At 44.5% G+C, this 24,328-nt stretch carries 21 protein-coding genes; 15 read left to right on the top strand and 6 right to left on the bottom strand.

Features of this window, described 5'->3' with window-relative positions:
- Window positions 1–293 precede the first annotated feature (293 nt).
- The 3 genes from Q5866_RS12020 (at window position 294) to folK (ending at window position 3,889) form a co-directional block, all read left to right on the top strand.
- Window positions 294–2,564: an ATP-dependent helicase gene (locus tag Q5866_RS12020; protein WP_227216275.1), complete on the top strand. Its 2,271-nt coding sequence runs from the start codon at window positions 294–296 to the stop codon at window positions 2,562–2,564.
- A gap of 145 nt (window positions 2,565–2,709) precedes the next feature.
- A complete protein-coding gene (locus Q5866_RS12015) occupies window positions 2,710–3,342 on the top strand; it encodes a DUF4290 domain-containing protein (protein ID WP_099290613.1) in 633 nt (210 codons plus the stop codon).
- A 67-nt stretch (window positions 3,343–3,409) separates the two neighbouring features.
- Window positions 3,410–3,889: a 2-amino-4-hydroxy-6-hydroxymethyldihydropteridine diphosphokinase gene (folK, locus tag Q5866_RS12010; RefSeq protein WP_303180447.1), complete on the top strand. Its 480-nt coding sequence runs from the start codon at window positions 3,410–3,412 to the stop codon at window positions 3,887–3,889.
- Window positions 3,890–3,948: 59 nt separating this feature from the next.
- Here the strand turns inward: folK and rhuM are convergent, their stop codons facing one another.
- A complete protein-coding gene (rhuM, locus tag Q5866_RS12005) occupies window positions 3,949–4,905 on the bottom strand; it encodes a virulence protein RhuM/Fic/DOC family protein (RefSeq protein ID WP_303180446.1) in 957 nt (318 codons plus the stop codon).
- Window positions 4,906–4,929: 24 nt separating this feature from the next.
- Window positions 4,930–6,237, bottom strand: a complete 1,308-nt coding sequence (murA, locus tag Q5866_RS12000) for a UDP-N-acetylglucosamine 1-carboxyvinyltransferase (RefSeq protein ID WP_099290616.1) — start codon at window positions 6,235–6,237, stop codon at window positions 4,930–4,932.
- A 200-nt stretch (window positions 6,238–6,437) separates the two neighbouring features.
- Here murA and sppA point away from each other — a divergent pair, with 200 nt between their 5' ends.
- From sppA to Q5866_RS11985, 3 genes are read left to right on the top strand one after another with little or no spacing between them, the layout of a single operon-like run.
- Entirely contained in the window at window positions 6,438–8,243 is a 1,806-nt protein-coding gene (gene sppA / locus Q5866_RS11995) for a signal peptide peptidase SppA (protein ID WP_303180445.1), read from the top strand.
- 14 nt (window positions 8,244–8,257) lie between these two features.
- Complete coding sequence (lpxK, locus tag Q5866_RS11990) at window positions 8,258–9,310, top strand: tetraacyldisaccharide 4'-kinase (protein ID WP_186976862.1); 1,053 nt, start codon at window positions 8,258–8,260, stop codon at window positions 9,308–9,310.
- The gene (locus tag Q5866_RS11985) at window positions 9,285–10,097 is read left to right on the top strand and encodes a purine-nucleoside phosphorylase (RefSeq protein ID WP_099290619.1); all 813 of its coding nucleotides are present in this window, start codon (window positions 9,285–9,287) and stop codon (window positions 10,095–10,097) included. Before lpxK ends, Q5866_RS11985 begins: the two co-directional genes overlap by 26 nt.
- Here the strand turns inward: Q5866_RS11985 and Q5866_RS11980 are convergent.
- Window positions 10,092–10,589: a 3'-5' exonuclease gene (locus tag Q5866_RS11980; protein WP_099290620.1), complete on the bottom strand. Its 498-nt coding sequence runs from the start codon at window positions 10,587–10,589 to the stop codon at window positions 10,092–10,094. The two genes, Q5866_RS11985 and Q5866_RS11980, sit on opposite strands and share 6 nt — an antisense overlap.
- A 175-nt stretch (window positions 10,590–10,764) precedes the next feature.
- Here Q5866_RS11980 and Q5866_RS11975 point away from each other — a divergent pair, with 175 nt between their 5' ends.
- Both Q5866_RS11975 and Q5866_RS11970 read left to right on the top strand, forming a co-directional pair.
- Complete coding sequence (locus Q5866_RS11975) at window positions 10,765–11,520, top strand: Fic family protein (protein WP_099290621.1); 756 nt, start codon at window positions 10,765–10,767, stop codon at window positions 11,518–11,520.
- Window positions 11,521–11,738: 218 nt separating this feature from the next.
- Window positions 11,739–12,002: a type B 50S ribosomal protein L31 gene (locus Q5866_RS11970; protein WP_099290812.1), complete on the top strand. Its 264-nt coding sequence runs from the start codon at window positions 11,739–11,741 to the stop codon at window positions 12,000–12,002.
- 54 nt (window positions 12,003–12,056) lie between these two features.
- Here Q5866_RS11970 and Q5866_RS11965 read toward each other — a convergent pair whose 3' ends face one another.
- Window positions 12,057–13,232 (bottom strand): GlmU family protein, encoded by a 1,176-nt coding sequence (locus Q5866_RS11965; protein ID WP_303180444.1) that lies wholly within the window; start codon window positions 13,230–13,232, stop codon window positions 12,057–12,059.
- A gap of 219 nt (window positions 13,233–13,451) precedes the next feature.
- On the opposite strand from Q5866_RS11965, the gene lon reads away from it, so the two are divergent.
- Entirely contained in the window at window positions 13,452–15,866 is a 2,415-nt protein-coding gene (gene lon, locus Q5866_RS11960; RefSeq protein ID WP_303180443.1) for an endopeptidase La, read from the top strand.
- Here lon and Q5866_RS11955 read toward each other — a convergent pair.
- Window positions 15,863–16,204: a hypothetical protein gene (locus Q5866_RS11955; protein WP_303180442.1), complete on the bottom strand. Its 342-nt coding sequence runs from the start codon at window positions 16,202–16,204 to the stop codon at window positions 15,863–15,865. The two genes, lon and Q5866_RS11955, sit on opposite strands and share 4 nt — an antisense overlap.
- A gap of 685 nt (window positions 16,205–16,889) precedes the next feature.
- On the opposite strand from Q5866_RS11955, the gene ahpC reads away from it, so the two are divergent.
- Both ahpC and ahpF read left to right on the top strand, forming a co-directional pair.
- Window positions 16,890–17,456, top strand: coding sequence for an alkyl hydroperoxide reductase subunit C (gene ahpC / locus Q5866_RS11950; protein WP_099290625.1), 567 nt, complete (start codon window positions 16,890–16,892; stop codon window positions 17,454–17,456).
- Between the two features lie 58 nt (window positions 17,457–17,514).
- Window positions 17,515–19,068: an alkyl hydroperoxide reductase subunit F gene (ahpF, locus tag Q5866_RS11945; RefSeq protein WP_303180440.1), complete on the top strand. Its 1,554-nt coding sequence runs from the start codon at window positions 17,515–17,517 to the stop codon at window positions 19,066–19,068.
- A 134-nt stretch (window positions 19,069–19,202) separates the two neighbouring features.
- Here the strand turns inward: ahpF and Q5866_RS11940 are convergent, their stop codons facing one another.
- Window positions 19,203–20,306, bottom strand: coding sequence for an AI-2E family transporter (locus Q5866_RS11940; RefSeq protein WP_303180438.1), 1,104 nt, complete (start codon window positions 20,304–20,306; stop codon window positions 19,203–19,205).
- Window positions 20,307–20,482: 176 nt separating this feature from the next.
- On the opposite strand from Q5866_RS11940, the gene Q5866_RS11935 reads away from it, so the two are divergent.
- From Q5866_RS11935 to Q5866_RS11920, 4 genes are all read left to right on the top strand, one after another.
- Complete coding sequence (locus Q5866_RS11935; protein ID WP_099290628.1) at window positions 20,483–20,692, top strand: DUF4492 domain-containing protein; 210 nt, start codon at window positions 20,483–20,485, stop codon at window positions 20,690–20,692.
- A 4-nt stretch (window positions 20,693–20,696) separates the two neighbouring features.
- The gene (locus tag Q5866_RS11930; protein ID WP_099290629.1) at window positions 20,697–22,253 is read left to right on the top strand and encodes a cytochrome ubiquinol oxidase subunit I; all 1,557 of its coding nucleotides are present in this window, start codon (window positions 20,697–20,699) and stop codon (window positions 22,251–22,253) included.
- Window positions 22,254–22,386: 133 nt separating this feature from the next.
- On the top strand, window positions 22,387–23,505 hold the full coding sequence (gene cydB / locus Q5866_RS11925) for a cytochrome d ubiquinol oxidase subunit II (protein ID WP_303180436.1): 1,119 nt from the start codon (window positions 22,387–22,389) through the stop codon (window positions 23,503–23,505).
- A gap of 181 nt (window positions 23,506–23,686) precedes the next feature.
- On the top strand, window positions 23,687–24,286 hold the full coding sequence (locus Q5866_RS11920; protein ID WP_303180435.1) for an RNA polymerase sigma-70 factor: 600 nt from the start codon (window positions 23,687–23,689) through the stop codon (window positions 24,284–24,286).
- The last annotated feature ends 42 nt before the right edge of the window (window positions 24,287–24,328 follow it).

Here is a 24,328-nt window from a genome sequence, read left to right as displayed (position 1 = left end):
CCACTCTTCGCCCACGTTTTAGTAAAAAATATGCTTTTTTAACTTGGGTGAAAAATCCTCGTTCCGTTGCAATACACGACCAAAATTTCAGCAAATTTCACCCCACCTCGGAGCTTAACCCTAGCATAACCGTTATGCATCCCCTACTCAAGCCAAAGAAAGTGAGATAAATATTCCCCGCATAAATGCACCTTCGGAACAAATTGCAAATTTTCACGCGATACACCCGTCGATATGGAAATGATTTTATATTTTTGCACGACTAATTCAAGATTCCAGAAAACTCAAAAATCGTGGACTTTATTAACGAATTGAACGAGAACCAGAGAGAGGCTGTTGTAAACACGGAAGGCCCCACGCTTGTGATTGCCGGTGCAGGATCGGGAAAGACAAGGGTATTGACATATCGCATCGCTAACTTGCTGAGCAAAGGCGTACCCGCCTACCGTATTTTGGCGCTAACCTTCACGAACAAAGCGGCACGCGAGATGCAAAAACGTATTGCCACGCTCGTCGGACAAGGAAATGCCTCCAACTTGTGGATGGGGACATTTCACTCCATCTTCTCGAAAATCTTACGGGTGGAAGCCGAACATCTCGGGTACACGTCCAATTTCACGATATACGATTCGCAGGATTCCAAGAACCTGATCAAATCGATCGTTAAAGATTTAAGACTGGATGATAAGGTATATAAACCAAACGACGTGCTGGGACGAATCTCCATGGCTAAAAACAATCTGGTCGTAGCGCAGGCGTACGCCCAATCGGCAAAAATCGTGGCTGCCGATCAAGCGGCGAAAAAACCGATGATCACGGAAATATACAAGTATTACCAGTTACGATGCCGCCAAAGCGATGTCATGGATTTTGACGATCTGTTGTTGCAAACCAATATATTGTTCCGTGACTTCCCGGAAATACTTGAAAAATACCAGAAGAAATTCGATTACATTCTGGTCGACGAGTATCAGGATACCAATTACTCGCAATACCTTATTATCAAGAAACTCGCGGAACAACACAAGAATATATGCGTGGTCGGGGACGACGCGCAAAGTATTTATTCTTTCCGGGGCGCCCGTATCGAGAACATTCTGAATTTCCGAAACGACTACCCCGGCTACAAGCTCTGCAAACTGGAACAGAACTATCGCTCCACGACCACCATCGTGGACGCGGCGAACAGTATCATCAGCCGGAACAAGGAGCAGATACCCAAAAAGACTTTCTCGGAAAACGAGGAAGGCGACAAAATACGGGTAATGAAAGCCATGTCGGACAAAGAAGAAGGTTTCCAAGTCGCCCAAGAGATATTCCGCATCTCCCAGAACGAGCAAGCGGAATTTAATGACTTTGCCATCCTTTACCGGACAAACGCGCAATCCCGTATCATGGAAGAGGCCTTGCGCAAAAGAAATATTCCTTACAAAATATACGGGGGACTCTCTTTCTATCAAAGAAAGGAGATCAAAGACCTGTTGGCATACCTTCGCCTGACCGTCAACCAGAATGACGAGGAGGCCTTGAAGCGAATCATCAATTATCCCAAAAGAGGTATCGGCGACACGACCGTGGACAAACTCAAGGAAGTCGCCCTGAAATACAACGCGAGCATCTGGACGGTACTCTGCAACTTGAACAAAGTACCCGGCGTGGTTTCTGCCGCGACGGCTGCCAAACTGACGCATTTCAGGCAATTGATCGAGGGCTTTACCGAGTTGGCAAAAGAAGAAAACGCGTACGACACGACTTACCGTATTGCCAAAACATCCGGTATCATCGACGATCTATCCGCTGACGATACCCCGGAAGGTGTATCCCGAAAGGAAAATATACAGGAGTTGCTAAACGCGGTGAAAGACTTCAGCGAAACGGCTTACAACGAGGGACGGGATGATAAACTCCCGTCGTTCCTCGAGGGAGTTGCCTTGTTGACGGATCAGGATAGCGAAAAACCGGAAGACAACAACAAGGTGACGCTGATGACCATTCACTCGGCGAAAGGATTGGAATTCGAGAATGTCTTTATCGTGGGCATGGAAGAAGACCTCTTCCCCGCTCAACAAAGCGCTTATACCCCCGCAGCTCTGGAAGAAGAAAGACGCCTGTTTTACGTGGCACTGACCCGCGCGGAGAAAAAAGTGGTCATGACATACGCCACCACCCGCTACAAGAACGGGAACGTGGTGTACCCGCAACCGTCACGATTTATCGCGGAAATCGACCCCGTTTATCTGGAAGGTTTTTTCACCCCCACCCGCTCACGGGAAGACCGGCAATTGCAAGTGCCGGGACGCGTGACGAGGATGGCAAAACCGACTTTATCCCCTCAGCCGAACGTGGAAATACCGGATGTGGACACCTCCAGATTGCAAGCGATCAGCGGCGACACGGTAGTACCCGGAATGATTATCTATCACCCGAATTTCGGGGCGGGAAAGGTCATCACGCTCGACGGATTGGGGGTAAACAAAAAAGCTAAAGTGCTATTTGCCAAGCATGGCCAGAAAGTACTTTTGTTAAAGTTTGCAAAACTATACGTGCAAGGGGATACAAATTAACGACTTATAAATAAAAAGTATTATATTTGCGGCATATTCTAAATATCTATAATTACATGCGAGGGAGTTTTATTCCGGTATAGCGAAATGATTTTTCCGGCGTTTCCCCATAAATAACTAATTTAAATACAAAACATATCCTGTAATGGACTATAATAGCCAAAGAAAAAAACTGATTCTTCCGGAATATGGGAGAAATATTCAAATAATGATTGACCATCTGGCAACAATAGAAGATAGAGACGAACGCACCCGTGCAGCCAGAACGATTATCAGCGTGATGGGAAACTTGTACCCGCATTTACGCGACGTGCCGGATTTCAGGCATAAACTGTGGGATCACTTGATGATCATGTCGAATTTCACGTTGGATATCGACTCCCCCTACCCGCTTCCCGATAAAGCCATTCTGGAAGAAAAGCCGGAAAGGCTGCCGTACAGCAAACACCGTATCAAATATAAACATTACGGGTTGCTCACCGAAAAACTAATCGAGAAAATCAAAGAAACAGAAGACCCTGAAATAAAGAGAGTTCTTACCGTACTGACGGCAAACCACATGAAAAAATCGTTCCTCACGTGGAACAAAGACTCCGTGGAAGACGAACAAATCTATTGTGATATAAACACGTTATACGGTGGTAATATCGAAATGCCGGAAGGAATGACATTATCTCATTCTAAAGACTTGTTGCAGAAGACGAATAAAAAACCTTCCAACAACAATAATAATAACAGGCAACAAAAGAATAGAAAGTTCAATTACAAGAAACACTAATTTATTTTAGATTTCAGACTGAGGTTACTCAATCTAAAATCTAAAATCTAAAATCTAAAATTAGTACATGCTGGTAACTCTTATTTTCGGGGGAAATCAAGGTGACCGGAAAGCACTCATTGATGAAGCGGTAAAAGAAATGTCGGAGCTCGGGAAGATCGAAACTCGTTCTTCCCTCTACGAAACCGCCCCTTGGGGATTTGAATCGGAGAATACCTTTTACAATCAAATCGTGACCTACAACACGGAATTATCCCCGGAAGAAGTTCTCGACAAATGCCAGCAAACCGAACAAAAACTGGGAAGGGTACGCGCGGGAGTACAATTCTGTTCCCGTACCATGGATATCGACATCCTGTTCTGTGACTCACGGATCATTGACAGCCCCCGTCTGACAGTACCTCATCCCAGAATGGCACAACGCAATTTTGTCCTGTGCCCGTTAAATGAAATCATGCCGGACTTCATGCATCCCGTTCTCCGTAAAAAAATATCCGAACTCCTGCAAGAAAGTCCGGATACTTTAAAAGCCGAAATAATTTTGTAATTTACGATTTTAGATTTATGATTTTAGATTACAAAAATCTTCATAGAGTATCCTTCAATCTAAATACAATTCATGATGATACTTATCATCATTTCCTTCTCCTCCGTCCGTGATTCGGCAATCATAATGGTAAGCGCCACGAGAGTATGATCGACAATACGCTTGCTGCCATCTTCATTATAGAGAATGCCATTCTTGTCAAGAAAATAGAGAAATAGCGTGGCGGCAATACGCTTGTTTCCATCACTGAAACTATGATTTTTAGTGATGAAGTAAAGGAGATTTGCCGCTTTCTCTTCAAGAGTGGGGTAAACGTCCTCCCCGCCAAAACTTTGATAAATATTACCTATACTGCCTTTGAAGGAATCGTCCTTTTCATGCCCGAACAAGTTGGAATCAGCACTAAAACGCATTTGGTCTATCAGATGGCGACATTCTTCATAATTTAGAATATATGTTGCCTGATTTCCCTTCGGGCGTTTCATACTCTGGTGATCATAATCATCAAGCAAAGTAAGGGCCGTGTTGTAGTTCTCGATCACGCCAAGCACTTGTTTGGCATCAAGTTCATTTTGGGTACGTTTCACAATGCGTATCACTTCTCCAAGCTGTTGCAGGCGTTGATCGTTGATGGCGTAGCCTTTGATAAGAAATTGTTTCAGTACAGAGGTTGCCCAAATTCTGAATTGAGTTGCGTTTTTTGAATTTACCCTATAGCCTACGGAAATAATCATATCCAAATTATAGTAAGGTATAACTCGCCTAACGATTCTTCCACCCTCTTCTTGAACCTGTGCATTTTTTGCACAAGTTGCCTCCTCATATAACTCTTTGGCATTATAAATATTTCGAATATGTCTGACTATTACCGTTCTATCTACCCCAAACAAATTAGCCATTTGAGGTTGTGTCAGCCATACCGTATCTTTTTCTAATTTTACATTCAACTGTATATTGCCATCTTCACTTTTGTAGAGTACCAAAGAGTCTTGAGTGACAACCTGCATATTATTCATTGTCTGTTTCTGTTAAATCCGAAATCATTTACTCCTCTTGATCTCCGCTCCGATAGCGTTCAGTTTCTCGTCGATATTTTCATACCCCCTGTCGATCTGGTCGATATTGTCAATCACGCTCTTTCCCGGTGCGGAGAGGGCAGCGATCAACAAGGCGATTCCGGCACGGATATCCGGAGAGGTCATTTTCGTGGGACGCAGTTGTGACTCGTGATTCTGACCGATAACCGTGGCGCGGTGCGGGTCACAAAGAATAATCTTTGCTCCCATGTCGATTAACTTATCCACGAAAAACAAACGGCTCTCGAACATCTTCTGGTGAATCAGCACGCTACCCCTAGCCTGCGTTGCCACAACCAAAAAGACACTCAACAAGTCGGGTGTCAAACCCGGCCACGGGGCATCGGCAACCGTGAGAATGGACCCGTCGATAAAGTCCTCTATCATGTAATGCTCTTGACGGGGGATGTATAAATCATCGTCCCGTTCCTCGATGCGGATTCCTAACTTGCGGAAAGCATTCGGGATAATTCCCAACTGGGGAATGGCGCATCCCTTGATCGTGATCTCCGAACGCGTCAAAGCGGCCAACCCGATGTAACTACCGATTTCAATCATATCCGGCAAACAACGGTGACGGCAACCGTGAAGACTCTCGACACCCTCGATAGTCAACAGATTGGAAGCAATCCCCGAAATACGGGCTCCCATGGCATTCAACATCTTGCAAAGTTGTTGCACGTAAGGTTCACAAGCCGCATTATATATAGTCGTAACCCCTTCGGCGAGGACTGCCGCCATCACGATATTCGCGGTTCCGGTCACAGATGCCTCGTCCAGCAACATGTAAGCCCCCTTGAGCTTTTGTGCCGACGCCTTAAAACACCCGGACACCCCGTCATACTCGAAAGTAGCCCCCAACTTCTCGAAGCCCAAAAAATGGGTATCCAGACGACGACGCCCAATCTTGTCCCCACCCGGCTTCGGCACCAACCCGAAACCGTGGAGCGCCAACAAAGGTCCGAGAATCATGATGGAACCGCGCAAACTGGATGCCTTATGGTAGAAATCTTCCGTTTCCAAGTACTTCAAATCGACATTGCAAGCCTTGAAGGAGTATTCCCCTTTTTGCAATCGCTCCACCTGCACACCGATACCTTTCAGCAACTCGATCAACTTGATCACGTCCAGTATCTCCGGTATATTGCTAATCACTACTTCTTCTTTCGTCAACAGGCAGGCACATATCACCTGCAACGCTTCATTCTTCGCTCCTTGAGGGACCAGTTCGCCCTTTAACCGCTTCCCTCCTATAACTTCAAACTTACTCATTCCGTATCTATTTTGTTCCGACGTAAAACTATCAAAAAATAGACGAGAAACAAAACAACACCAATTTTAAATTTGCATGACCAAAATTATTGCATACATTTGTGAAAATCATTTTTTATTGAAAAATGATTCTCACGTACCCAATATAAAAAGCTAACTCGTTTATTGTATAATAAATAATTAACGACTAAAATTACATTATGAAAAGCTTTCTAAAGTATCTATTAGCGACCGTCATCGGCGTATTTATCGTGAACATATTCATGCTCATTATCTGCATGGTAATGTTCATCAGTTCTGTCAGCCTCATCAGTTTTGCCGGCAGCAAGAGTGTTACTGTCACGGATAATTCTATTCTGAAATTATCCTTCAGCGATCCAATACCGGACAGAGCTTCCGATAACCCGTTAGAAAATCTGAATATCATGTCTTTATCCATGAACAAACAAACCGGGTTAAATAAAATACTGAAATACATCGAACAAGCCGGGAAAGACGACCGGATCAAGGGAATCTATCTTGACTTGACGGAAATAAAATCCAACTTCGGGGCACTCGCCACGATTGATGAGATTCGGGACGCACTATTGAAATTCAAAGAAAGCGGAAAATTTATTTATAGCTACTCGAACTTGGGATACGACCAGAAAAGTTACTATCTGGCAACCGTTGCCGACAGTATATTCGTGAACCCGGAAACCCCGTTATTACTCACGGGAATGTCCGCCAACGTATCGTTCTACAAGGATCTGTTGAAGAAAATCGGCGTAGAGCCGGAAGTTATCCGTGTGGGGAAATTCAAATCGGCAGTAGAGCCTTTCCTGCAAGATCACATGAGCGACGCCAACCGTGAACAAGTGCAAACCTACTTAAATTCTCTCTGGGGAAATATCATCAAGGGAATCTCAGTAACCCGTAATATACCGGTAGAGAAAATCACTCGACTGACGAACGAGTTTCAAGTATATCCTGCCGGGGAATTCGTGAAAGAAGGCTTCTTCGACGGTACTCTCTACGAATACGAAATGCTCCGCAAATTGAACGCGGCTTGTGGCATTCCGGACTCTACCCAATTATCCATGATCACGCTCGATAAATATCAAAGAGCCGTGCTCCCGACCATTAACCTTGCCAAAGACAAGATTGCCGTTATCTACGCGCAAGGGGATATCGGTTTCCAACAGTCAGCTACAAGCATTGGACCGGAATTAGCGCAAACCATACGCAAGGCCCGGGAGGATAAAAATATAAAGGCTATCGTACTACGTGTAAACTCACCGGGGGGAAGCGCCTTGACATCCGATATCATCTGGAAAGAAGTTCAGCTTGCCGCCCAAGAGAAACCGCTCATCGCGTCGATGGGAAATGTTGCCGCTTCCGGCGGGTATTACATCTCCTGTGCTGCCGATACGATCGTTGCCGATCCCACAACATTAACCGGTTCCATCGGGATATTCGGGTTGCTGTTTAGCGGGGAGAAATTGATAAAGGACAAATTAGGTATCAATTCCGACGTGGTAAAAACCAACGACCACAGCGATTTCGGCGGTGGTTACCCGTTACCTATACCAATCAGCGACAGACCGATGACCGCCTACGAGAGAAACGTGATGCAAAACTACATCAACCGGGGATATGATACATTCCTCGACCGGGTTAGCCAAGGACGCCACATGACGAAAGAGGAAGTGAACGAGATCGCTCAAGGGCGCGTATGGACCGGAGAGGACGCCTTAAAAATCGGGTTGGTTGACGTGCTAGGCGGTTTGAACGACGCCATTCGGATTGCCGCCGCGAAAGCCGGTCTGACGGAATACCAGATCACGGAACTCCCGACGGAGCGCAACCCGCTTGAAGATATCCTGTCCAACCTTACCGAAACGGTAAAAGCAAAGATTGTCAAAGAAGAGTTGGGCGATTTCTATGATGTATACCGGAGTCAAAAAGAATTACTAAAAATAAACGGTATGGTAGCCAAAATACCTTACGATCTCACTTTTAACTAAAGCGAATGTAGAACATGGTGCTCAAATATCTTACTTTATGGCCATTAAGCGTCCTGTACGGTCTAGGTGTCAGCGTCAGAAACAGACTATTTAACCTAGGTATACTGGAATCTCACGAATTTGATATTCCCATCATCTGCGTTGGAAATATCACCGTGGGCGGTACAGGCAAGACTCCCCACACGGAAGCCTTAATCAACGTGCTGAAAAACGACTACCGGGTAGCTTGCCTGAGCCGGGGCTATAAACGTAAAACGTCCGGTTTCGTGCTGGCAACGGAGACATCGACTGCCAGCGAAATCGGTGACGAGCCCATGCAAATAAAAAACAAATTCCCGGATATCACGGTCGCCGTTGATGCCAACCGGGTGAGAGGCATCAAGAAACTAATGCAATTGCCGGAGAAGCCGGATGTTATCGTTCTGGATGACGGTTTTCAACACCGGTACGTGAAAGCGGATATCAATATTTTGTTGATCGACTACAACCGCCCGATATACGAAGACCACCTCCTGCCCTTGGGACGCCTCAGAGAGAAAGCAAGCGCCAAAGACAGGGCAAACTACGTGATCGTGACAAAATGTCCGCCTAACATTTCTCCCATCGAGAAGCGGATTATTTTAAAACACTTGAACTTGATGGCTTACCAGCAATTGCTGTTCACCACGATGAAATACGGGGACATCACCCCGCTGGATAAAACCAGCCGTTGCTCCGTTACCCCGGACAGCGCTATCCTGTGTGTAACGGGAATCGCCCAACCGGCCCCTTACATCGAGTATCTTGAAAAATTAACCAAACAAATACACCAAATCGCTTTCCCCGACCACCACAATTACCGGGACGGGGATATTCACCGTATCATTCAGGAATACGACAAAATCAGCAACCCGAACAAATACATCTTCACGACAGAAAAAGATGCCGTGCGATTAGCCTTGAGTAATATCCCGGATGAAATCAGACAACGGATATTCTATGTTCCCATCGAACCGGAATTTCTGACATCACAAGACCAACTCATTAAAAATATATACAACTATGTTAGACAAGATAAAAGAAAGTAGCCGATACTTGGCACCTTATATCAAAGGAGAACACACGATCGGGATTATCTTGGGTACCGGATTGGGAGAACTCGGGAAATCCATCGAAATAGAACACGCCATTCCTTACATGGCCATCCCTCATTTCCCCGTATCCACGGTACAGGGACACCGGGGACAATTGCTTATCGGAACATTCGGGGGCAAGAAAGTGATCGCCATGCAAGGACGTTTCCATTATTACGAGGGCTATTCCATGCAAGAAGTAACCTTCCCCGTGAGAGTCATGCACGCCTTGGGTGTAAAGACATTGTTCGTGTCGAATGCTGCCGGGGGCGTGAACACGAGTTATCTCGCGGGCGACCTTATGATCATCCGGGATCATATCAACCTCTTTCCCGAACACCCGCTCAGGGGTAAGAATATCGACGAATTGGGTCCCCGGTTTCCAAGCATGGCGGAAGCATACAGTACCCGCCTGATCGAGCTCGCCGAGGAAGCCGGGAAAAAACTGGATATCAAATTATGGAAAGGCGTCTACGCCGGACTGCAAGGTCCCTCGTTCGAAACCCCGGCGGAGTACAATTGGATTCGCGTTATAGGCGGGGATGCCGTGGGAATGTCTACCGTACCGGAAATCATCGTGGCACGCCACATGGGGATGGAATGTTTCGGCATGTCCGTCATCACGAACAGTACCGCCACTCCGGATTTACTCGACACCAATCACGCGGAAGTACAAGACGTGGGTAACCACGCCCAACCACGCATGGGAGCCATATTCAAGGAAATTATCAGCCGATTATAAACGGCCGAGTTCTATCATGATTTTAGCTGCACCACGGGCATCACTCAATGCCTCGTGGTGATTCAGTTCTATCCCGAAATGCTCGCACAACGTGTTCAGTTTATAATTAGGTAAACCTTTTACCAATTTTCGGGAGAGTCGGCACGTGCAATACGATTGGGGCATCGGGATATAGATGTCCGACCGCTCCAGACAAGCCTTCAAAACACTCATATCAAACCCGGCGTTGTGAGCAACCAACGCCTCCGTGTCAAAATACCGCCCCATCTTTCCCCACAAATCGTAAAATGAAGGAGCGTCTTCCACCATCGCGGGGGTAATGCCGTGAATCCCGATAAATTTCCGGTAAAAATAAAACGGTTCCGGTTTTATCAAATGCGAAAACTCATCCGCGATAACACCGTCACGCACCACGACTATCCCGATAGAGCAAGCACTCGTCGGGTGGTGGTTAGCCGTTTCAAAATCTATTGCCGTAAAATCCTTCAACATACTTTATTCTTTAAGCAGCATACGCTTGGTGAATCATAATCAAGCATACAAAAATACGATATTATTGTCAATATCCACCCCTGTATTGTCAACAGATAATCTCATCTATCAAATAAATATAAAAACAAAACTAAACCGACAAATACCACGTACCAAATAGAAAAAATGAACGATTATGTGGCAAGAACTATGTAGAACAAGAGAAGAATATCTCGGAAGAGCCAAACTGGCAACAAAAGGTTATTCCCCAAGAAGAGTGGAAACCTTGCTTTACGAGATTGCCCGTCTGGACGGGATGGATATAAAGAAACAAGATTTTTTCAATATCTTGAATGACATCGAGATTTCACCCAAGGTAGAGCGGGAAACCGTACTACGGATAAAAGACTTGAGCAACGCTTTTCTCTTCCTCATGAAATGTGCCCAACAGCGCAAGCGGCTTTCGTCCGATTTCGTTCGGGAGGTCAGTGCCAAAGTAATGCACCATACCGGGAAAGAAGAAACGACTCCCGTGGGCAGTTACGATACCTCTTTGGGAGATTTCCGCTTAGGTGAAGAATACTACGAAGAAGGCGTCACGGCAAACTATGATCAAATACCGGACAAACTGGACAGCCTGTGTAAAGAAACAAACGAGAAACTGAATAACGTTCATGATATACTTACCGTAAAATTGGGAGCAGACTTTCATTATTATTTTTCCCATATCAAGCCTTTCGGGGCGGCAAACATCACTGTTGCTTTATTATTCATGAACTACATACAGATGATGTTCCTTGAACCCTTGATTATCATTCCGGGCGAGGACAAGGCAAAATACCTCGCGGCTCTAAAGATGCAGAAAGACAACCCGACACCGGAAGTCTTCGAGCGCTTCGTGGGGGAAGAATTGCTGAAAAACTTAAGGAAGGAAGTGGTCCCGCAAAAATGATATAATCCATTCCCCGACGCCGGAAGGTACGTGCTGACAAGCGTAAACCCCGGCGTCATTTTATTTCCAAAAATACAAACAAACGGTACTCTTCACGGAAAAATGACGTTTTAATACCTCATCTCGAAAAAAGTCCTTGAATTTCTTTGTGATTTATAATGAATCGACTATCTTTGCTGCCCGTTAATGTAGAAACAATTTTAAAAATTATATACGAGATGAAAAAGGGCATACATCCTGAAAATTACAGATTAGTAGTATTTAAAGATATGTCTAATGGCATGACTACTATCACCAAGTCTACCGCCGCAACGAGGGAGACTATCGAAATCGACGGAGTTGAATATCCATTGATAAAAATGGAAATTTCTAACTCTTCTCACCCGTTCTATACCGGTAAGATCAAATTGATCGATACTGCAGGACGTGTTGACAAGTTCATGAACCGTTACAAATCGCACATGGAAAACAGAAAGAAATAATCTTTCTGAAATAGAAATAAAAAAAGGAGATTCTGTGAATCTCCTTTTTTTATTTTATCTGTCCGGATCAGCAAACACATGCTCGATAATCCGACGATCCACGTCATCGAATACTTTATTCCGACGTTTCATCACGGCTTCGGCAGTCGCGATAAACTGAGGCATCATATGTTCGGTAAATCCACAGGCACCGCCCCAAGCAAAAGAGGGAATAAAATTACGGGGAAATTCTGCCCCGTACACGTTAGCTCCCACGCCGATCACCGTTCCGGTATTAATCATTGTAGAAATTCCCAACTTGGCATGGTCACCCATAATCAGACCACAAAACTGAAGTCCGGTTTTCCGGAAACGTCTCGTTTCGTAATCCCATAACTTCACCTCCACGTAGGTATTCTTCAAGTTCGAGTTGTTTGTTCCCGCCCCGATATTACACCATTCCCCCAGCACGGAATTACCCAAGAACCCATCATGAGCCTTGTTGGAGTACGCGAGCAAAACCACGTTATTTACCTCACCCCCGCACTTGCAATAAGGTCCTAAAGTCGTGGGACCGTACACTTTCGCCGCCATCGTCAATACCGCATGTTCGCACATGGCCAAAGGACCTCTCACGAGGACTCCTTCCATGATTTCCGCGTCCTTCCCGATATACACGGGACCGCCTTCCGTGTTGATCACGGCACCGCGAACAACGGCACCTTCCTCCACGAAGACAGGATACTTCCCGTATACCCGCACGCCACTATCCAACGGCGCACTCTTCCGTCCCTCGGTCAATAACTTGAAGTCAATCTCCAACTCTTGCCCGTTCAGTGAAAACACGTGATAAGGATATTCCACACGATTAAATTCACCCGTGAACTCCTTTCGTACTAAACCCGGTAACACGGCAGGATCAAAGGCTGCGACCTCCCGTTTATCCACACGCAAAGCGATTACACAATCGCCCTGTAATAACATTTCCCCCGGCTGCAGACCACCGATCTCACCCAATAAACGTGGGTTCGGACACACGGACGCGTTGATCAGCAAATTATCATCTTCCACAGACAACGGGTATTTTTCTTGCAGGTAGTCCTTGGTCAGGTATGCAACCTTGTCACCTAACCGTTTTTCCCACTTCTCTCGAATCGTGAGAATCCCTACCCTTAGTTCAGATACCGGACGAGTCAAAGTAAGAGGTCTCAACGTTCTCCAACTTTTATCGTCGAATAAAATTATTTTCATTTGTGTTTTATATTTATGTGCAAAAGTAACAATTGCATCTTTTTTTACCCTATTTCGACCAAAAAATCTTTGGCATAGGAATTGTCCTATTAAGTAATGGTTTATTTTTCAGGATTTTTTTGCCAAAATGGCAGTCCTCCGATTCAAGGCTAATCAAGGGACTCCCGAAAGAAACCAAATCACACGAAGAAACAACTACAAATAGATAAGGAGATTATAATGAGCAATATAGATTTAAAAGATTTTTTACAAGATAATTTATCAGAGGAAAATCAGGATTATTTATCTATACTGGGTGACGAGAAAGAGATGCTGAACGATCACAGTAATATACCTGACACTCTGCCAATTTTACCACTACGGAACACCGTGTTGTTTCCGGGGGTAATTATCCCAATCAATATCGGTAGGGAAAAATCGCTAAAACTGGTACGTTTCGCTTACAAGCAAAGCGCATTAATCGGTGTCATCGCACAAAAGGATATCCTCACGGAAAACCCGCAGCAAACCGATCTGTACACGACAGGTACGGTCGCTTCCGTGCTAAGATTGCTAGAGATGCCCGACGGAACGACCACAGCTATTATCCAAGGGAAAAGACGCTTCCATTTGGATGACATCTTGTATGATGAACCCTATCACGTGGGTAAAATCATCGTGAAAGAAGAGGAAAAAATACACACGGAAGATCAGGAATACAATGCCATTTCCGAAGCCCTAAAGGATATGGCAATGAAAATCGTGAGATTTTCCAGCAATATTCCCAACGAGGCAGGCTTCGCCTTGAAAAATATCGAGAGCATGCTATTCCTTGTCAATTTCATATCTTCAAACACAGAGATTGATTACAGGGATAAACAAGAATTGCTCGAAATCGACAGATTGAAAGAACGGGCAAACAAATTACTGGAACTACTGGGCAAACAAGTCAAAGTTCTGGAATTAAAAGAGGATATTCAACAAAAGGTCAAGGTCGACCTTGATAAACAACAAAGAGAATACCTGCTTCATCAACAGATGAAGACTATCCAGAACGAGTTGGGCGCGAATCCCGTGGACGAAGACCTGCAAGAACTGGAAGAGGCCGCATCAAAGAAAAAATGGCCCAATAACGTGGAAGAAATATTCCGCAAGGAACTCCAAAAACTGAAACGCCAGAACCCGTCAACCCCGGACTATTCAGTGCAATTCAATTACGTGAAGGAATTGACCGAGTTGCCGTGGGAGCACTATTCGGAAGACAATTTCGATTTGAAAAAAGCATCCGAAATACTGGATGCCGACCACTACGGGCTGGATAAGGTGAAAGAGCGCATTCTGGAATACCTTGCCGTGTTAAAACTGAAAGGAGATATGAAATCCCCGATTCTCTGCCTGTACGGTCCCCCGGGTGTGGGTAAAACCTCTCTCGGCAAATCGGTTGCACGTGCCTTGAACCGGGAATTCGTTCGCATGTCATTAGGCGGCTTGCATGACGAATCCGAAATCCGGGGACACCGCCGTACATACATCGGTGCCATGCCGGGTAGGATTATACAAAGTATCAAAAAAGCAGGGACCTCGAACCCCGTGTTTATTCTGGACGAAATCGACAAGGTAGGACAGGATTTCAGAGGAGATCCGCAGTCTGCATTATTGGAAGTACTTGACCCCGAACAGAACACGGCTTTTCATGACAATTATTTGGATATCGATTATGATTTATCAAAAGTCATGTTCATCGCCACGGCGAATGACATCTCCACGATCGCTCCCCCGTTGAGAGATCGTATGGAAATGATAGAGGTCAGCGGCTATCTTATGGAAGAAAAGATCGAAATTGCCAAACGTCACCTGATCCCGAAGCAACTGGCAAATCACGGGCTAAAAGCAGAACAGATCACATTCTCGGATGATATATTGAACTATATTATCGACAAATACACCCGTGAATCCGGCGTGCGCGGTTTAGACAAAACCTTGGCTAAGATTATGCGCCAAGTGGCTAAAAACGTGGCCTTAGACCCCAGCTTCACGGTGCAACCGACAAAAGATACCGTGGAAGAATACCTCGGAACGCCTATCTTTACCAGAGAAGAATACCAAGGAAATGAACTACCGGGTGTTGTGACAGGCTTGGCTTGGACTGCCGTGGGCGGAGAAATTCTATACGTGGAATCGAGTATCAGCAAAGGCAAAGGACAATTAACCATGACCGGAAGCCTCGGTGACGTAATGAAAGAATCAGCCACGCTGGCATTGGAATATATTAAATCACACGCCGAAGAATTGGACATCAACCCCGCGGCAATAGAGGAACATAACATTCACATTCACGTTCCGGCAGGCGCCGTACCCAAAGACGGTCCTTCGGCAGGTATCACCATGGTGACCTCCTTGGCATCATCACTGACCGGACGAAAAGTGAAAAAAGCTCTTGCCATGACCGGAGAGATCACCCTGCGCGGCAAAGTCCTTCCGGTAGGCGGCATCCGTGAAAAAATCCTCGCCGCCAAGCGAGCCGGAATCAAAGAGATTATCCTCTGCTGCGAGAACAAAAAAGACATCGACGAAATCAAAAAGGAATACGTTTCGGGTATCACCTTCCATTTCGTCAACCACATCCGGGAAGTACTGGAAATCGCATTGATTTAAAAATAACTGGGGTTTACGTCTGAAACACTCAGACGTAAACCCACATGACTGACTAGTTCGAATCGCTTGATTTGAATATTGGCAATATTGTCGTCAAAAAATGTACCCGGGACTTTGCAATTACGAGCATAAACAAAAGGACGATTACCAAACTCTAAAACATCTTTATGCTCTAGACTGAAATAATAAAACTCTACCTCGAGGAAACGATATTCCACACAACCTTGTTTGATACAAAACCCACGAAAAAGCTGTTTCGCAATATCCTCGAAAATCTCGTTAGCATTACTCTCCGTGAGGTTATGCACATTCTCCAATACATTTTGTAACGTTGTCATCTCTTGCGTTCAATTAATCAATCAACAATTCTTTGCAACAAACATACCTTCCCTCGATACAAATCTAATAATAATTTCCGCACAGGAATTCCCAGAGCCTAGACATTGCTCACACGGGAGGTATTGTTCTATAGTGACAGTTCGGTTCGGAAACATCGAATTTGTAAAGGTCACTATAAAGCTCCGTGTATATATTCCCATTGCCGTCAGAATAAGTGGGGTCCTACTTACTCGACGATAGCCAAAAATTTTCGTTCGAGCAAGGGGTGATGGAAGAGGAAAGCCGCCCTCATCACATATCTTCCATCGGAAACAAACGTTTTTCTATTTCATACTTGAACAACACTTTCTTCCGCATACAATCCCACGATATCAATTTTATCTTGTTCCTTACTACCCTTCCCTTGCCACCACATCCAACGCAACTAACTCTTTTTCTCTATTATAAAATTTCATATTTGTCCTCCAATCAGTTTAATCAAACAAAATTGCCAAATTTTACAGCCGCAAAATTTACCACTGTAAAATTTCAAAGTCAATATAAAGTTATGAATAATCAACACATTATTAGTTTTTTCTATACACGCATAGAATAATTCAATTAGATTTATCATACATATCAAGAAAAACTATATATCTTTGTATCGAGAAAACAAATTAATAACAATCATAAACACACTAAACAATGGAACCAATTATCAATTCACAAATTCCGGAATTCAAAGTTCAAGCTTTTCACAATGGTAATTTCAAAACTGTAAGCAGCGACGACGTAAAAGGGAAATGGGCTATTTTCTTCTTCTATCCCGCTGACTTCACTTTTGTATGCCCGACCGAACTGGTAGACGTGGCAGAGAAATACGAGCAATTCCAGAAAATGGGAGTAGAAGTTTATTCCGTGAGCACAGACTCACACTTCGTACACAAAGCATGGCACGATGCTTCTGAAAGTATTCGTAAAATCAACTACCCGATGCTTGCAGACCCGACCGGGGTATTGAGTCGCGCATTCGGCGTAATGATTGAGGAAGAGGGAATGGCATACCGCGGAACTTTCGTGGTAAACCCAGAAGGGAAAATCAAAATTGCTGAAATCCACGACAACAATATCGGACGCAACGCGGACGAATTACTACGAAAAGTGGAAGCAGCTTTATTCGTGGCAGAACACCCGAATGAAGTATGTCCCGCGAAATGGAAAAAAGGTGCGACCACGCTAAAACCAAGCATCGATTTAGTCGGTAAAATTTAACAGAATCACGCGAAAGCCGACGAAACCACATCGTCGGCTTTTTTTAACAATGAATCACATGCTAGATACGACACTAAAGAACCAGCTAAAAACTATTTTCGAGGGATTGGAAGCAACATACACGTTTGATGTCATTGTTGCACCTCAACACGAGAATCGCCAAGAACTCTTGGAAATATTAAACGACGTTAGCGAATGCTCCGATAAAATATCGTGCAAACTCACGGAAGGAGACGGGCTAGCGTTCACGATCTTAAAGAACGAAGAAAAAACAGGTATAAAATTCCGGGGTGTTCCCAATGGACACGAGTTCACCTCTTTGTTGCTCGCCATCATGAATCTGGACGGCAAAGGCAAAAACTTCCCGGATGAAACCACCTGTAACAGGGTAAAAGCCTTGAAAGGCCCCATTCACTTGACAACCTACGTTTCACTGACTTGCACGAACTGCCCGGATGTCATTCAAGCTCTGAATGCCATGACCACGTTGAATGACCAAATCACGCACGAGATGGTGGACGGAGCAATCAATCAGGCTGAAGTAGAGGCTTTAAATATACAAGGTGTACCTTCCGTGTTTGCCGACGGGAAATTGATTCATGTCGGACGGGGAGAATTCGGGGAATTATTGAGTAAACTGGAAAACCAATACGGTAGCAACGAGGACACGATTGATACCACCGAAAAACACTATGACGTGATTGTCGTCGGCGGAGGACCCGCGGGGGCAGCCGCAGCCATTTATTCGGCACGCAAGGGGTTGAATGTAGCTATCGTGGCTGAACGCGTAGGCGGGCAGGTAAAAGAAACCGTGGGTATCGAGAACCTGATATCCGTACCCGAAACAACCGGTAGCCTATTGGCCGAAAACATTAGAACACATATTCAGCGCTACCCGATAGACCTGTTGGAACATCGCCGAATAGAGAAAGTTGAAATCGAGAAGAATCAGAAAATATTATCCACGGCAAAAGGGGAGAAATTCATTGCTCCGGCTGTCATTATTGCCACGGGAGCAAGTTGGAGAAAATTAAACGTGACGGGTGAGGCAGAATATACAGGTAGAGGCGTTGCCTTCTGCCCGCATTGCGACGGACCTTTCTATAAAGGTAAACAGGTAGCCGTTATCGGCGGGGGCAATTCGGGGATTGAAGCAGCAATTGATTTGGCGGGAATTTGTTCTAAAGTAACAGTTCTGGAATTCCTCGAGGAATTAAAAGCCGACCAAGTACTACAAGAAAAAGTAAAGAGCCTGTCGAACGTGGAAGTATTCACCAACTCTCAAACTTTGGGAATCATCGGGAATGGAGAAAAAGTAACCGGGATACAAGTGAAAGACCGCAAGACAGAAGAAAGTAGAGTAATCACCCTGGACGGAATATTCGTTCAAATCGGATTGGTTCCGAATAGTGGAGCGTTCCGTGAAGTAGTGGATACCAACCGTCCCGGAGAAATAGTGATTGACGCGCATTGCCGCACGAACATTCCGGGCATATACGCGGCAGGAGATGTATCTTCGGTACCTTACAAACAAATTATCATAGCTATGGGCGAAGGAGCGAAAGCCGCACTTTCCGCTTTTGAAGACCGTACGCGTGGGGTGCTGGATTAGTTTATAAAGTTTGTAAGGTTTATAAGGTTCATAAAGTCATAACGGCAACTTTCGTTGCCGTTAAATTCTGTCCGAAGAATACCTGTAACTTTATAAACTTTATAAACTTTATGAACTTTATAAACCTTATGAACTCATTCCAGACTCTTCGTGAGTGACTTCACGAGTTTATATTTATTAAAAAACTCCCTCAATATTACCCTCAATACGGTATAACCCGGAATGGCAAGAATCATTCCCGGAATCCCGGCCAAGTTTCCCGCGATTAATATCACCAGAAAAATTTCCATCGGGTGAGCATGCACGCTATTCCCGTAAATCAAGGGCTGCAAAATTACATTATCAATCAATTGCGTGATAATAAACACGATACTCATATAAATCAGTAAAGGAAATACCACCGTGTAGAAATCCACGTCCACGTTCGTGGCAATTCCCACTGAAAGCCCGAAGGCCGCACCGATAAGCGGTCCGATATACGGGATTACATTTGTTATTCCGGTCATCAACCCTATCAGCACGGCATTGTTGAACGGCAACCCGATGATGGTCAGACCTATGATATTCAAACCCATGACAATCAACACCTCGAAAGTAATCCCTATAAAGTAACGAACCAGCAATTTCTGTATAGAATCAAGTGCTTTCCCCACTCCCTCGCCATAACGTGTTGGCACAACAGCCAACAACATCTTATAAAAAAGATTGCTGTCCTTCAAAAAGAAGAACGCCATAAACGTCACCGAAAAAAGGGCGATAAAAATACTGCTGATAGTCCCCGCCAAAGAGCCGAACAAATTTCTAATCTGTGTAACGTCCACCACGGATTTCAGATTCTTCACGATATACTCTTTTACATCCTGATTGGCATCTATAATCCCGAAATGCTTCAACCCCTCTTCCAAATCGGCCAAAGGGTCTTCCAGCTTGTTCACGATATTCGTGATACTGATATCGCTTAACGACTGAAATTCCTGACTAACCAACGGTATCACCGTGTAAAAGAAAAGAATACAGACAAACCATATACAAACTAAAGCAATCCCCGCCCTCAACCCGTTCGGCATGCGCTTGCCTCTTATTTCAATCTTCCCCAGAAGATTGATAATCGGATGCCCGAAAAACGAGAGCACGACCGCCACCAGTATATAAGCGATAATCGAAGAAAAGTACCAACATAAAAATCCAACCGCCAACAGCGCCAATCCCCCCAAACAATATTTTCCTGCATTATTCATAATTCAATTTTACATTACCGGGTTAAAACTACCCCCACGTGTAGAAACAAAATTAGATAAATAAATTTATCCTATATACGCATAAGTATTATTTATGCAAAAAAAATCGAACTTAGAAAAAACATTTATACCTTTGGTAACGTTCTTACATAGATAAACAATAAAAACTGCCGTGTATGTTAAAAAAGGCTTGGTATCTTTACTATGACGGATTTAAGAATATGCCCCGCTGGGGACGTACTCTTTGGCTTATCATCATTATTAAACTGAGTATCATGTTTTTGGTATTTAAACTCTGGTTGATGCCAAACTACCTCAACTCCCACTATGACAGTGCCGAGGCAAAAAGTGAGCACGTTTTCAAAGAATTAACAACAAAACCTTAACATTATGCTTCTTGATCTGACAACCACCACTCTAGTGGAGTGGTCACGATGGCAATTCGCCATGACAGCAATCTACCACTACATGTTTGTTCCCCTCACGCTGGGATTAGCCTTGATGCTCGCCGTCATGGAAACCATGTGGGTAAAGACAGGTGACGACAGTTGGCTGAAAGCCACCAAGTTCTGGATGAAATTATTCGGTATTAACTTCGCTATCGGGGTCGCCACCGGACTAATCCTCGAATTCCAGTTCGGGACGAACTGGTCGAATTACTCTTGGTTCGTGGGCGATATCTTCGGGGCTCCGTTGGCCATCGAGGGTATTATCGCGTTCTTCCTCGAATCCACGTTCGTGGCAGTGATGTTCTTCGGTTGGAACAAAGTCGGCAAACGCTTCCATCTCGTATCCACGTGGATGGTATTCGTCGGCGCGAACATCTCAGCCCTATGGATTCTTGTCGCCAACGCTTGGATGCAAAACCCCGTCGGCATGGAATTCAACCCGATTACCGCCCGTAACGAAATGGACGATTTTTGGGCAATACTGTTCTCGCCCACGGCAATCAGCAAATTCACTCACACGGTAACCTCCGCGTACACGCTTTCCGCCTGTTTCGTGGTAGGTGTCAGTTCATGGTTTATCCTCAAGAAAAGGCACCTCGAATTTGCCCGCAAGAGTATCATGCTTGCCTCGGTGTTCGGGTTAATCAGTATCATTTTAACCATTTACACGGGTGACAGCAGCGCGCAAGACGTAACCAAGACTCAACCCATGAAATTCGCCGCCATGGAAGGCTTGAATGAAGGTGGCAGAGGTGCCGCGTTCACCGTTATCGGACTCCCGGTAAACGACCCGTCCTTGCCGACAGATAGAATGAAGAAAATGGAATACGCCATCCATGTACCCAAAGTACTCTCGTTCCTCGGCTATCATGATTTTGACGCCTACATCCCGGGCATTCAGAATATTCTGGACGGCTACACGTCTCAATCCGGCGTAACCTATCCTTCTTTAGAACAACGCATGGCAAACGGTCGCACCGCGATTGATGCATTAAAGACTTACAAGCAAGCCATAAAAGAGAATAACCACACGATGGCCGACAGTACATTACAGATATTTAAAGCTAACTACTCCGATTTCGGGTATGGCTATCTTAATTCCCCCTACGACGCCATACCTCATATACCTTTGGTATTTTTCAGTTTCCGTATCATGGTAGGACTGGGAATGCTTTTTGTATTATTATTCGCCCTCTCTTTGTGGTACGCCAAGAAAAGAAAATTCGAGAAATTCAAGTTCATCCCCTACTTGGCATTATTCTGTGTTCCGATGGCATACGTCGCATCGCAATGCGGCTGGATAGTGGCTGAAGTAGGACGCCAACCATGGGTGGTACAAGATTTAATGCCTACCAATGTTGCCGTGACAAAAATTGCATCGACTTGGGTTATGACCACATTCTGGATGTTCGCCGTACTCTTCACCGTCCTGCTCATCGCGGAACTGAAGATCATGTTCAACCAGATCAAGAAAGGACCCGAAACAATTGAAAATTGAAAATGCAAAATTGAAAATGTAAAATTGAAAGTAAACTCCTCCAGTGATTCCAACCGAAGACGGAGAGGAACCAAGAGAGCACCGCGAAGCCGGGAGGAAGTTTAAATCATAAATCGTAAATCATAAATCGTAAATGAATATGGAATTTCTTCAACATTACTGGTGGATTTTGATATCATTACTTGGCGGATTGCTGGTTTTCTTGCTTTTCGTGCAAGGTGGACAAACCTTACTATATACCATTGCCAAGACCGAAGACGAACGGAATGTTCTTGTCAACAGCTTGGGGCGCAAATGGGAATTTACATTCACGACATTAGTCGTGTTCGGCGGGGCATTCTTTGCAAGTTTCCCCCTGTTCTATTCAACGAGCTTCGGTGGCGCTTATCTGGCATGGATGGTCGTATTGTTCTGTTTCGTGATGCAAGCCGTTTCCTACGAGTACCGCCGGAAAGCCGGAAACTTACTCGGGGAACGTACTTATAATGTATTCCTGATTATCAATGGTGTGATTGGGACTATTTGTATCGGTGCAGTGGTCGGCTCTTTCTTCACGGGCAACCCGTTCAAATTAGGCGAGATGAACGACGTTACATGGATGAGCCCGTGGCGAGGCATAGAGGTATTATTCAATTTTGCCAACATCTGCCTGGGACTGGCTATTTTCTTTCTCGCCCGGACTTTGGCATCCCTCTATTTCATGAACAACATCAAGCATGATGCCATCTACGAAAGAAGTAAAAAGCAAGTCCTGTACAACTCGGTGCCTTTCGTCATTCTATTACTGGTATTCCTCGGCATCATACTGACCGGTAAAGGATACGCCATCATGGAAGATAAAAGCATCCAATTGGTTCAATACAAGTATTTCCACAATTTACTGGAAATGCCCTTGAATACTCTCGTGTTGCTGCTCGGGGTTGTCGGAGTATTATTCGGTATCATCAAATCCGTCATCACTCCTCACTGGAGAAAAGGGATATGGTTTTCCGGAATCGGTATCGTGCTTGCCGTTATCGCCCTGTTCATCGTGGCAGGATTCAACAACACGGCATTCTACCCCTCGTACACCGACCTGAACTCTTCGCTGACTATCTATAACGCCTCGTCCTCCTACTACACGTTAAAGACCATGGCATACGTTTCTTTGGTTTCTCCCATCGTGATCGCGTACATCTTCTACGCGTGGAGAGCCCTTAACAAGAAACAAATTGATATCCAAGACGTGCAGGAGGACCACCACGCGTACTAAAAGACTAGATAAGGGAGGTGTGTTTCGACACACCTCCCTTTACCAAACCCACACCTTAAACAGGTTTTCAATAACAACAAGGATTTTTATCGCCTATATTTATAAATGCAATTTATAAATTTCAAGACATTATATATATTTGCATTGTAAATAGATTGATAACAAAATCCTCAAAAGATTCATGCACGGAAATACAGACCTTGATTATACTATATTAAAAGCTATCGTAGAAGGAGATTCAAACTCTTTCGAGATACTATTTCGCAAGTATTATCAAGAATTGTGCAATTATAGCATGGGCATTTTGGGAGATGCCGAAAAAGCGGAAGATGTTGTACAAGATGCTTTTGTCTACCTGTGGGAAAATCGGCAAAGAATCAATATCACGACATCATTAAAATCTTACTTGTACCAATCCGTGCGAAACGGGGCTTTAAAAATCATACGAACACAAGTCCTAGAACAACGCCATATGCCTCGCTTGACCGAGTTTATAGAATACTTGGAAAAATCCGAATTTTCTGAAGACGAACTTGCCAAATTGCAAAAAATTGAACAGGCCATAGACGAATTACCTTCACAATGCAAAAGCGTTTTTTTAATGAGTTTCATGGATAAAAAAAGCTACAAGCAAATTGCAGAGGAATTGGAGATTTCATTGAACACGGTAAAAACACACGTCAGTAAAGCTTATCGTATCATTCGAGAAAAAACACAAAACTTCAAAAATCTCTCCCTGTTTATTTGGCTCTATTTTAGAAAGAACTGTGTATTACCCTGAAAAAAGTTTACTGTAAACCATAGTAAACCAATGTCAGAATTA

This window comes from uncultured Butyricimonas sp. (assembly GCF_959596855.1).
GTDB lineage: Bacteria > Bacteroidota > Bacteroidia > Bacteroidales > Marinifilaceae > Butyricimonas > Butyricimonas muris.
This window is presented reverse-complemented; position numbering and strand designations above follow the sequence as displayed.

Excerpts from the sequence above, each read along its gene's own strand:
- Q5866_RS12015 (WP_099290613.1), top strand. The coding sequence starts at position 2,710 with ATGGACTATAATAGCCAAAGAAAAAAACTGATTCTTCCGGAATATGGG.
- folK (WP_303180447.1), top strand. The coding sequence starts at position 3,410 with ATGCTGGTAACTCTTATTTTCGGGGGAAATCAAGGTGACCGGAAAGCA.
- rhuM (WP_303180446.1), bottom strand. The coding sequence starts at position 4,905 with ATGAATAATATGCAGGTTGTCACTCAAGACTCTTTGGTACTCTACAAA.
- murA (WP_099290616.1), bottom strand. The coding sequence starts at position 6,237 with ATGAGTAAGTTTGAAGTTATAGGAGGGAAGCGGTTAAAGGGCGAACTG.
- sppA (WP_303180445.1), top strand. The coding sequence starts at position 6,438 with ATGAAAAGCTTTCTAAAGTATCTATTAGCGACCGTCATCGGCGTATTT.
- lpxK (WP_186976862.1), top strand. The coding sequence starts at position 8,258 with ATGGTGCTCAAATATCTTACTTTATGGCCATTAAGCGTCCTGTACGGT.
- Q5866_RS11985 (WP_099290619.1), top strand. The coding sequence starts at position 9,285 with ATGTTAGACAAGATAAAAGAAAGTAGCCGATACTTGGCACCTTATATC.
- Q5866_RS11980 (WP_099290620.1), bottom strand. The coding sequence starts at position 10,589 with ATGTTGAAGGATTTTACGGCAATAGATTTTGAAACGGCTAACCACCAC.
- Q5866_RS11975 (WP_099290621.1), top strand. The coding sequence starts at position 10,765 with ATGTGGCAAGAACTATGTAGAACAAGAGAAGAATATCTCGGAAGAGCC.
- Q5866_RS11970 (WP_099290812.1), top strand. The coding sequence starts at position 11,739 with ATGAAAAAGGGCATACATCCTGAAAATTACAGATTAGTAGTATTTAAA.
- Q5866_RS11965 (WP_303180444.1), bottom strand. The coding sequence starts at position 13,232 with ATGAAAATAATTTTATTCGACGATAAAAGTTGGAGAACGTTGAGACCT.
- lon (WP_303180443.1), top strand. The coding sequence starts at position 13,452 with ATGAGCAATATAGATTTAAAAGATTTTTTACAAGATAATTTATCAGAG.
- Q5866_RS11955 (WP_303180442.1), bottom strand. The coding sequence starts at position 16,204 with ATGACAACGTTACAAAATGTATTGGAGAATGTGCATAACCTCACGGAG.
- ahpC (WP_099290625.1), top strand. The coding sequence starts at position 16,890 with ATGGAACCAATTATCAATTCACAAATTCCGGAATTCAAAGTTCAAGCT.
- ahpF (WP_303180440.1), top strand. The coding sequence starts at position 17,515 with ATGCTAGATACGACACTAAAGAACCAGCTAAAAACTATTTTCGAGGGA.
- Q5866_RS11940 (WP_303180438.1), bottom strand. The coding sequence starts at position 20,306 with ATGAATAATGCAGGAAAATATTGTTTGGGGGGATTGGCGCTGTTGGCG.
- Q5866_RS11935 (WP_099290628.1), top strand. The coding sequence starts at position 20,483 with ATGTTAAAAAAGGCTTGGTATCTTTACTATGACGGATTTAAGAATATG.
- Q5866_RS11930 (WP_099290629.1), top strand. The coding sequence starts at position 20,697 with ATGCTTCTTGATCTGACAACCACCACTCTAGTGGAGTGGTCACGATGG.
- cydB (WP_303180436.1), top strand. The coding sequence starts at position 22,387 with ATGAATATGGAATTTCTTCAACATTACTGGTGGATTTTGATATCATTA.
- Q5866_RS11920 (WP_303180435.1), top strand. The coding sequence starts at position 23,687 with ATGCACGGAAATACAGACCTTGATTATACTATATTAAAAGCTATCGTA.